The sequence below is a fragment of the Saccharothrix sp. NRRL B-16314 genome, from assembly GCF_000716595.1.
GTDB lineage: Bacteria > Actinomycetota > Actinomycetes > Mycobacteriales > Pseudonocardiaceae > Actinosynnema.
In genome coordinates this window covers 136,151-143,783 of the sequence record NZ_JNXC01000016.1, presented here as the reverse complement: position 1 = coordinate 143,783, position 7,633 = coordinate 136,151, and the positions used below count along the sequence as shown (strand labels likewise).

General features: G+C 71.5%; 7 protein-coding genes. 1 reads left to right on the top strand and 6 read right to left on the bottom strand.

From position 1 onward, the window contains the following. The 6 genes from OQ02_RS22745 to OQ02_RS43940 all read right to left on the bottom strand — a co-directional run. The coding region (locus OQ02_RS22745) for a rhamnogalacturonan lyase family protein (RefSeq protein ID WP_033440580.1) at positions 1-1,057 on the bottom strand (1,057 nt) is incomplete at its 3' end. 192 nt (positions 1,058-1,249) lie between these two features. Further along, a complete protein-coding gene (locus OQ02_RS22740) occupies positions 1,250-2,293 on the bottom strand; it encodes a LacI family DNA-binding transcriptional regulator (protein ID WP_033440539.1) in 1,044 nt (347 codons plus the stop codon). Positions 2,294-2,340: 47 nt separating this feature from the next. Continuing rightward, entirely contained in the window at positions 2,341-2,661 is a 321-nt protein-coding gene (locus tag OQ02_RS22735) for an L-rhamnose mutarotase (RefSeq protein WP_033440538.1), read from the bottom strand. A 22-nt stretch (positions 2,662-2,683) separates the two neighbouring features. Further along, positions 2,684-4,522 carry a DUF6807 family protein gene (locus OQ02_RS22730; RefSeq protein WP_033440537.1) on the bottom strand — a complete coding sequence of 613 codons (1,839 nt, stop codon included), beginning with the start codon at positions 4,520-4,522 and terminating at the stop codon, positions 2,684-2,686. Then, positions 4,519-4,734, bottom strand: coding sequence for a hypothetical protein (locus tag OQ02_RS22725; protein ID WP_033440536.1), 216 nt, complete (start codon positions 4,732-4,734; stop codon positions 4,519-4,521). Before OQ02_RS22725 ends, OQ02_RS22730 begins: the two co-directional genes overlap by 4 nt. Before the next feature lie 28 nt (positions 4,735-4,762). After that, complete coding sequence (locus OQ02_RS43940; protein ID WP_156077216.1) at positions 4,763-4,927, bottom strand: extracellular solute-binding protein; 165 nt, start codon at positions 4,925-4,927, stop codon at positions 4,763-4,765. Between the two features lie 288 nt (positions 4,928-5,215). On the opposite strand from OQ02_RS43940, the gene OQ02_RS22720 reads away from it, so the two are divergent. Then, on the top strand, positions 5,216-7,486 hold the full coding sequence (locus OQ02_RS22720; protein WP_033440535.1) for a rhamnogalacturonan lyase: 2,271 nt from the start codon (positions 5,216-5,218) through the stop codon (positions 7,484-7,486). Positions 7,487-7,633: the final 147 nt, after the last annotated feature.

The following is a 7,633-nucleotide window of genomic DNA, read 5'->3' as shown; positions in this document are numbered from 1 at the left end:
AGTCGTACACCTGGAACTGCGTGTAATGCGCACCCGCCCGGATGTTCCGACCGAGATCGATCCGCCACAACCGGGTTCCGTCGAGCCGGTACGCGTCGATGAAGACGTTGCCGGTCACGCCCGACTGCGAGTTGTCCTTGGCGTTGTCCGGGTCCCACTTCAGCACGAACTCGTAGTCGCCGTCGCCGTCGAGATCGCCGACGCTCGCGTCGTTGGCGACGTACCCGCTGCCCGGCGACTGGATCGGCACGTCCCGGTAGCCCGCGCCGAACGAGAGCGAGGGCGGGGACGCCGGCTGCTCGGACCCGTTCACGACGGCGCTCACCGTGTAGGTGGCGTCCGCGGGCGCGCCGCTGTCGAGGTAGTTGGTCGACGCCGTGATCGGCGTGCTCGTGATCCTGGTGCCGCCCCGGTACACGAGGAACGAGACGTCGGACGGATCACCGGCCAGCAGGCGCCAGCTGACCAGGTTGCCGCTGCCCGACCGGACGCTCACCACACCGCGGTCCAGCCGTTCGGCCTGCTTGCGGCCGGTCGGATCGGACGGGCCGGGCTGTTGGGTCGTGGACGTCGTCGTTGTCGTGGAAGTGGAGGTGGAGGTGGACGTCGTCGTGGTCGTGGTCGTCGACGTGGGATCGACGACGCCGGTGCACGTGACGCCGTTGAGCTTGAACGTCGAGGGTACGCCGACCTGGTCGCCGGTCATGGTGCCGTTGAAGCCGAACGACGCCGTGCCACCGGTCGGGATGACCCGGTTCCAGTCCACGTTGGACGCCGTGACGCTCGCGCCGTCGGCGTCGAACGTCGCGTTCCACCCCTGGCCCAAGCGCTCGGAGCCGGGGAACGCCCAGGCGAGGGTCCACCCGTCGACCAGGTCTCCGACGTTCCTGATCGTCACGTTGGCGGAGAACCCTCCCTGCCACTTGTTCTGCACCACGTAGTCGACCCCGCAGCCTGGCGCCGCCGAGGCCACGCCGACCACCACCGTGCCGCCGGTCAGTGCGATGATCGCCGTGGCGGCGGCGATCGCGCGCACTCTGAACGAGTTGGTGAGCACCGTTGCTCCTTCGTCGTTGATCTGGGAGCGCTCCCAGAAATACACCGGGTAACGCCCTCGTCGCGCACATGACAGCAGCACCACCGAGCGGCCGTCAAGACGTGAAACGGTCAATCAGATGGCCGGCGAGAACGCCTAAGAACGGCATTTACCAGGTTAGAGCCTGTATTGAAGCGTTCAAAAGTTGTCGTCTCACTTGTCCCGACGACGCACCCGCTGGACCCTCCTGCTGGACTCGCGGACGACCAGTTCGGGGGCGAAGAGCACGTGCCGGTGCTCGTGCTCGGCCGGCCGCATCGTCTCTTCGATGACCAGCTCCGCGGCCGTTCGGCCGATCAGCTGGCGCGGTTGCCGCACCGAGGTGAGCGGCACGGCCGCGGCGGCGGCGAAGTCGATGTCGTCGTAGCCGACGATCGCGATCTCCCAAGGCACCCGCACACCGGCCCGGACCAGCACCTGGAGCAGGCCGAGCGCGAGCAGGTCGTTGGCGCAGAACACCGCGTCCGGCCGGGTGCGCCTGGGACGGGCCAGCAGCCGCTCGCCGGCGCGCTGCCCGGAGACGACGTTCAGCGCCGGGACCTTCAGCTCCTCCAGCACTCCCGCACCGCGACCCGCCTTGCGCACCGCGTTCACCGCGCCCTCGTGCCGCTGCCGGGCCTGGTGGATGCGCGACGGCCCGTTCACCATCACGATCCGCTCGTAGCCCTCGGCCAGCAGGTGGGTGACGGCGGCCTCGCCGCCCGCGCGGTCGTCCACGGCCACCGCGCACAGGTGCGGGTCGGTGGTCGGGTGGTCGAGCAGCACGACGGAGATGCCGCGCTCGCGCAGCCTGCGCACCGGGGCCAGGCCGGTGTCCACGGGCGTGATCAGCACGCCGTGCACCCGCTGCTCGGCCAGCAGCTCCACGTGCCGCGCCTCGCGCTGCACCGACTCGTCGCTGTTGCACAGGATCACCGCGTGCCCGGCGTCGCCGGCGGTGTCCTCGACCCCGCGCGCGACGTCGGTGAAGAACGGGTTGCCCACGTCCAGGACCACGAGCCCGATCGCGCGCGGCGTGCCCGTGCGCAACTGGCGCGCGGCGTCGTTGCGGACGAAACCCAGCTCCACGATGGCGTCCAGGACGCGGTCCCGGGTGGCCGGCGCGACGACCTCGGGGCGGTTCAGGACGTTGGAGACGGTGCCGACGGACACCTTCGCGCGCGCGGCCACGTCGCGGATGCTCACCGGTAGCACCACCGCGCCTCCTCCGGGTCCAGTCCAGGTCGGTACCAGTCCTGATCGGGTCAGTCCAGGTGGAAGACCTCCGCCAGCGGCCTCATCGCCTCGTCCGGCTGCCTGCCGTCGAGCGCGGTGAAGAACTCCGCCATCTCGGCCTGCCAGCGGTCGTTCACCTCGCGGTCCCGCATCCCGAGCTGGGCGGCGTCCCAGTCCGGGGTCTCCAGGTAGCCCACGAGCAGGCCGTCGTCGGCCAGGAAGAGGCTGTAATTCCCCCATCCCGTCTCGCGCAACGCCTCCCGCATCTCCGGCCACACCTCGCGGTGCCGCTCCCGGTACTCCTCCAGCCGCTCCGGGCGCACCCTGAGCAGGAAGCACACACGCCGCACGCCGACCTCCCGAGTAGACGATTCACGCGGACAGTTCTTCACGAGCGCGCACGCCGTCGTAGAACGCGACTCGCACGACGACCTCCCGCTCCTGACCCGACGCCAGCACCACCGGCTCGTCCCACGCGAGCGCGGAGCCGATCCCCTGGTACTGCCCCACCCGCACGAACCACGGGTCGTCCGGCCCCGACACCACCGCCGTCCAGGGGCCGGTCGGGTCGTGGACCACCACCGCGACCCACGGCGCGGTGCTGCCGTTGACCGCCTCCTCCCCCGCGCCATGCGGGCTGAACACCCGCACGGACGTCGGGTCGAGGTCGGGCAGCCGCCAGAACCAGCCGCCGTAGCCCGCGCCCGCCCGGCCCTTGCTCCCGGGGCTGTTCAGCACCACGTCGCCCTCGGCGGTCAGCACGCTGGTCCACTCCAGCTCCCAGCCGCCGGTCACCACCCGGCGGCGGACGCGACGGCGTTCGCGCAGCATGACCGCGCCCTCCGAGTCGCACCACGCCAGCTCGCCCGGACCGGTCTCCTCGACCCGGCCCAGCTCCCCCGGCACGTACCCCTGGCCGGGCACGTAGTTCCGCCCGCCCCACAGGTTCACGCCGTTGACGTCCGGCAGCGCCAAGCCGATACCGCGGTGCCACGGGTGGTCGTCCGGGTGCTCGCCGGTGACCACGACCCCGCCGAGCGTGCGCACGGGGTGCAGCGCCGGTCGCGGCACGACCAGTGGCAGCCGGGCGCTGTCCCAGCCGTACCGGGCCACGCCGCCCAGCGGTGACCACGGCACCTCCAGCTCGGCGAACGTGCGCAGGTGCTCGGCGGCCTTGGCCACGACGTGGTCCACACCGTCGACGTCCACCCGCTTGCCGTTGCGGCGCAGCCACACCGGGTCGATCGGCACGGGATCGGGCGCGGTGCGCACCGCCTCCAGCACCCGCATGAACCCGCCCGTCGCGGCCAACGGCGCCTGCAGCGGCACGCCCGGGTCGTCGAGGTGGTCCAGCAGGTTGCGCAGCGGACTGTCGTGCCGGTACCGCTCCTCGATGCCGTCGATCACCAGCCGGTGCTGGGTGTAGTGCAGTTCGGCGCGCTTTCGGCTGCCGTGCACGACGAGCACCGGCTCCCGCACGACCTCGGCGCACAGCGTCACCGCGACCACGACGACCGTGCCGTTGCGGGTGCGCAGCCGCAGGCAGGAGGTGTCGTCGGCCTCGATGTCGCGGGCGCGCAGCAACTCCAGCTCGATGTCGTCCACGTCGTCCACGCCCGTGCTGCCGTCCAGCGCCAGCGCGGTCGCGATGCCGTGCGCGAACGGGTTGGTCAACGCGCCGTCCACCACGGGCACGCCGTCGAGCGTGCGACGACCGGCCCACGGCGCGCGGGTGTAGTAGGCGTCGTCGCGTGACCACGTGCCGCGCACGCCGATGCCCCTGATCTCGCCCAGCGCGCCCGTGCGCATCAGCCAGGCCAGCCGGTGCACCGCGTACGAACCCAGGCTCTGGAAGCCGACCTGGACCAGCCTGCCCACCGACCGGTCGACCAGCCCGTGCCAGTCGGCGAGCGTGGGCGTGGGCGGTTTCTCCAGCACGAGGTGCGCCCCGGCGTCCAGGACTTGGTGCGCCAACGGCACGTGCGTGTGCAGGGGCGTGGACACGATGCCGATGTCCGCGCCGCGCACCAGCGTCGACAGGTCCGAGCCCACCGGCCGGTCGCCGATGATCCGCCGGGCCTCGTCGTCCAGGGCCTCGACCTCGCACACGCCCGCGAGCCGCACCGCACCCTCGGCTTCCAGTGCGGCGATCTCCCGCAGGTACAGCCGCCCGTAGCCGGAGGCCCCGGCGAGCACCACCCGGGGCGTCACCGGCGTTCCACGGCGACCGCGGCGAGCACCAGCAGGCCCGGCACCACCACGACGAACGCGGGCGCCTGCGCTACCACCAGCGCCGTGATCGCCAGTGCGACGACCAGGTACGCGTACCCGGTCCAGTCACGTAAAGGCTCGGCCGGCGGCACGGCCCACCGGTCACCCGGAGTCCACCGCGCCGACGGGCTCATCGTCCCCTGCTCCCGCATACCACCCCTCACCCCTCGATGTCGACCTTCAGGCCTTGCCGGCGTGCTCGCCGAGGTCTGCCGGCACGTTGCGGCCGGCGCACTCGCCGATCGTGGCCTGGTCCAGGTGCAGCAGGTCCGGCTCCGCGCCGCCGGCGACCCGGGTCGACAGCTTCTGGGAGTACGCGTCGTAACCGCTGTACTCGGTTCCCATCTCGAGCTCCGGGGTGCGACTCGCCGCCGCACCCGGACGGCGCCGCGGTCGGCGACACCAGGCCGACCAGCGAGCCCGCCGCGCGGCGGCGAGACGCTCGTCCCATCACCCTCACCCTTCGATTGAATCGGTTCAACCAACGTAGGTGAGCCCCGTCACGGACGTCAAGGGTCCTGTTCCACCGTCGAAACGCCCCCGTCCTCCACTCTTGCCAATTGCGTTGAAACGGTTCATGGTGTGGCGTCATCAGGCACCTCGCGCACTGTCGCGCTCCCTGGAGGCCCGCACATGACCCGCGTCAGACCCCTGTTCGCCGTCCTGACGGCACTCGCGATAGTGCTGTCCACAGCACCCGCCTCGGCGACCTCCCCGACCGAGGCCTCACCCGGCGGACCGCGGCTGGAACGCCTCGACCGCGGCCTCGTCGCCGCGCGCACCGCCGCCGGCGTGCACCTGAGCTGGCGGCTGCTGCGCCACGAGGCCACCGGCCACACCGGCACCGGCCTCGACGGTCCGGCGTTCGCGGTCTACCGCGACGGCCGGAAGATCGCCACCGTCACCGACAGCACCAACTACCTCGACCCGGAAGGCGGCTCGGAGTACCGGGTCGCCCCGGTGGTCCGCGGCCGGCAGGGCGATCTCACCAAGCCCGTGACGCCGTGGGCGGGCGGGTCCTACGACCTGCCGCTGCGCAAGCCCGCCGACGGCGTGACGCCGACCGGTGAGGCGTACACGTACTCGGCCAACGACGTGAGCGTCGGCGACGTGGACGGCGACGGCAGCTACGAGTACGTGGTCAAGTGGGACCCGTCCAACTCCAAGGACGTCTCGCAGGTCGGGTACACGGGACCGACGTACGTCGACACGTACCGGATCGACGGCACCCTGCTGCACCGCGTCGACCTGGGCGTGAACATCCGCTCGGGCGCGCACTACACGCAGTTCCTGGTCTACGACTTCGACGGCGACGGCCGCTCGGAGATGATGATGAAGACCGCGCCCGGCACCAAGGTGACGTCCTACGACCGGCACGGGAACGTGACGTCGGAGCGGCACGTGACCATGCCGCGCGAGGACGTCCGCGCCGGTTACGCGCACAGCGACGACTACCGGCTCAGCGCCGCGGGCTACTACGAGCACGTGGTGGAGATGTTCCGCGGCTGGCACCGGCACCCCGAGGTGGTGGCCGGCACCTGGCCCGCGACGGTGGAGCAGGCGTTCGGCATCGAGCCGCGGTACGACTACCCGCTGTCCGATGTGGACGCCCGCGCGCTGGCGGACCACTTCATCGACGTGTACGCGCCGAGTCGCAGCGCACGCAACAACCTCCGGGCGTTCGCCGGCTTCGTCGTGGACGGCCCGGAGTACCTGACCGTGTTCGACGGGAAGTCCGGCCGTGAGCTGGAGACGGTGCGGTACGAGCCGGGTCGGCACGACGACGGCCTCATGTGGGGCGACTACGCGCTGGGTCGGATCGAGCCGGGCAACCGGGTGGACCGGTTCCTCGCCGGTGTCGCGTACCTGGACGGCAAGAACGCGTCGGCGGTGTTCGCCCGCGGCTACTACACGCGGACGACGCTGGCGGCGTACCGGTGGAACGGCCACAAGCTGACGAAGGACTGGTTCGTGGACAGCGGGTGGGTGACGATGAGCAACCCGTTCAACTTCCCCGTCCACGGCCGTGACGGCACGTCGCCGGAGTACGGCTCGCTGGCCACGCAGGGCGCGCACTCGTTGAGCGCGGCGGACGTGGACGGCGACGGCAAGCACGAGATCGTGTACGGTGCCGCGACCATCGACCACGACGGCAAGCTCCTGTACAGCTCGTCGGACGTGCTGCCGCCGGGCAGCGCCGACCCGGGCGCGGTGGCGCGACTCGGGCACGGCGACGCGTTGCACGTGACGGACATCGACCCGGCCCGACCGGGGCTGGAGATCCACATGGTGCACGAGGGCGGGACGTTCGCGCCCTACGGCTACTCCCTGCGCGACGCGGCCACCGGCGAGGTGCTCTACGGCGGGTACACCGGCCGGGACACCGGACGCGGCATGGTCGGTGACGTGCTGCCGGACGAGCCGGGCCTGGAGACGTGGGCGTCGGTGCCGGGAGGTTCGGGCGCGGTGGGCTTGTGGTCGGCAGACGGGCGTCCGCTGTCGACCGCCATCCCCGGCACGAACGCCAGCATCCGCTGGGCGGCGGACCTGACCACGCAGATCGTGGACGGCGCGCAGACCGTGACCCCGTCGATCAAGGACTGGCGGCGCGGCACCCTGCTCACGGCGACGGGCACGCTGACCAACAACGGCACCAAGGGCAACCCGTCGCTGGTGGCCGACGTGTTCGGTGACTGGCGCGAGGAGTTGGTGGTGCGCACGGCGGACAGCTCGGCGTTGCGGATCCACCTCAGCACCGAGGTCACCGGCCACAAGCTCTACACCCTGATGCACGACCCGCAGTACCGGGTCGACGTCGCACGCCAGCAGACGGCGTACAACCAGCCCGCGTACACCGGCTTCTACCTGGGTTCGGACACCGACTGGTCGAAGGTTCCGCGCTAGGCGGCGTCCATCGGCGTGATGCGGCCGTGCCGCACCGCCTTCGACGTGGACCTCGGTGGTTCACTCGGAGGGGGTGCGGCACGGCCGATGCATTGGCGGACAATGGGTCCGCGTGGTTCGGCGGTCCGTGGCGCACCCGGTGGAATG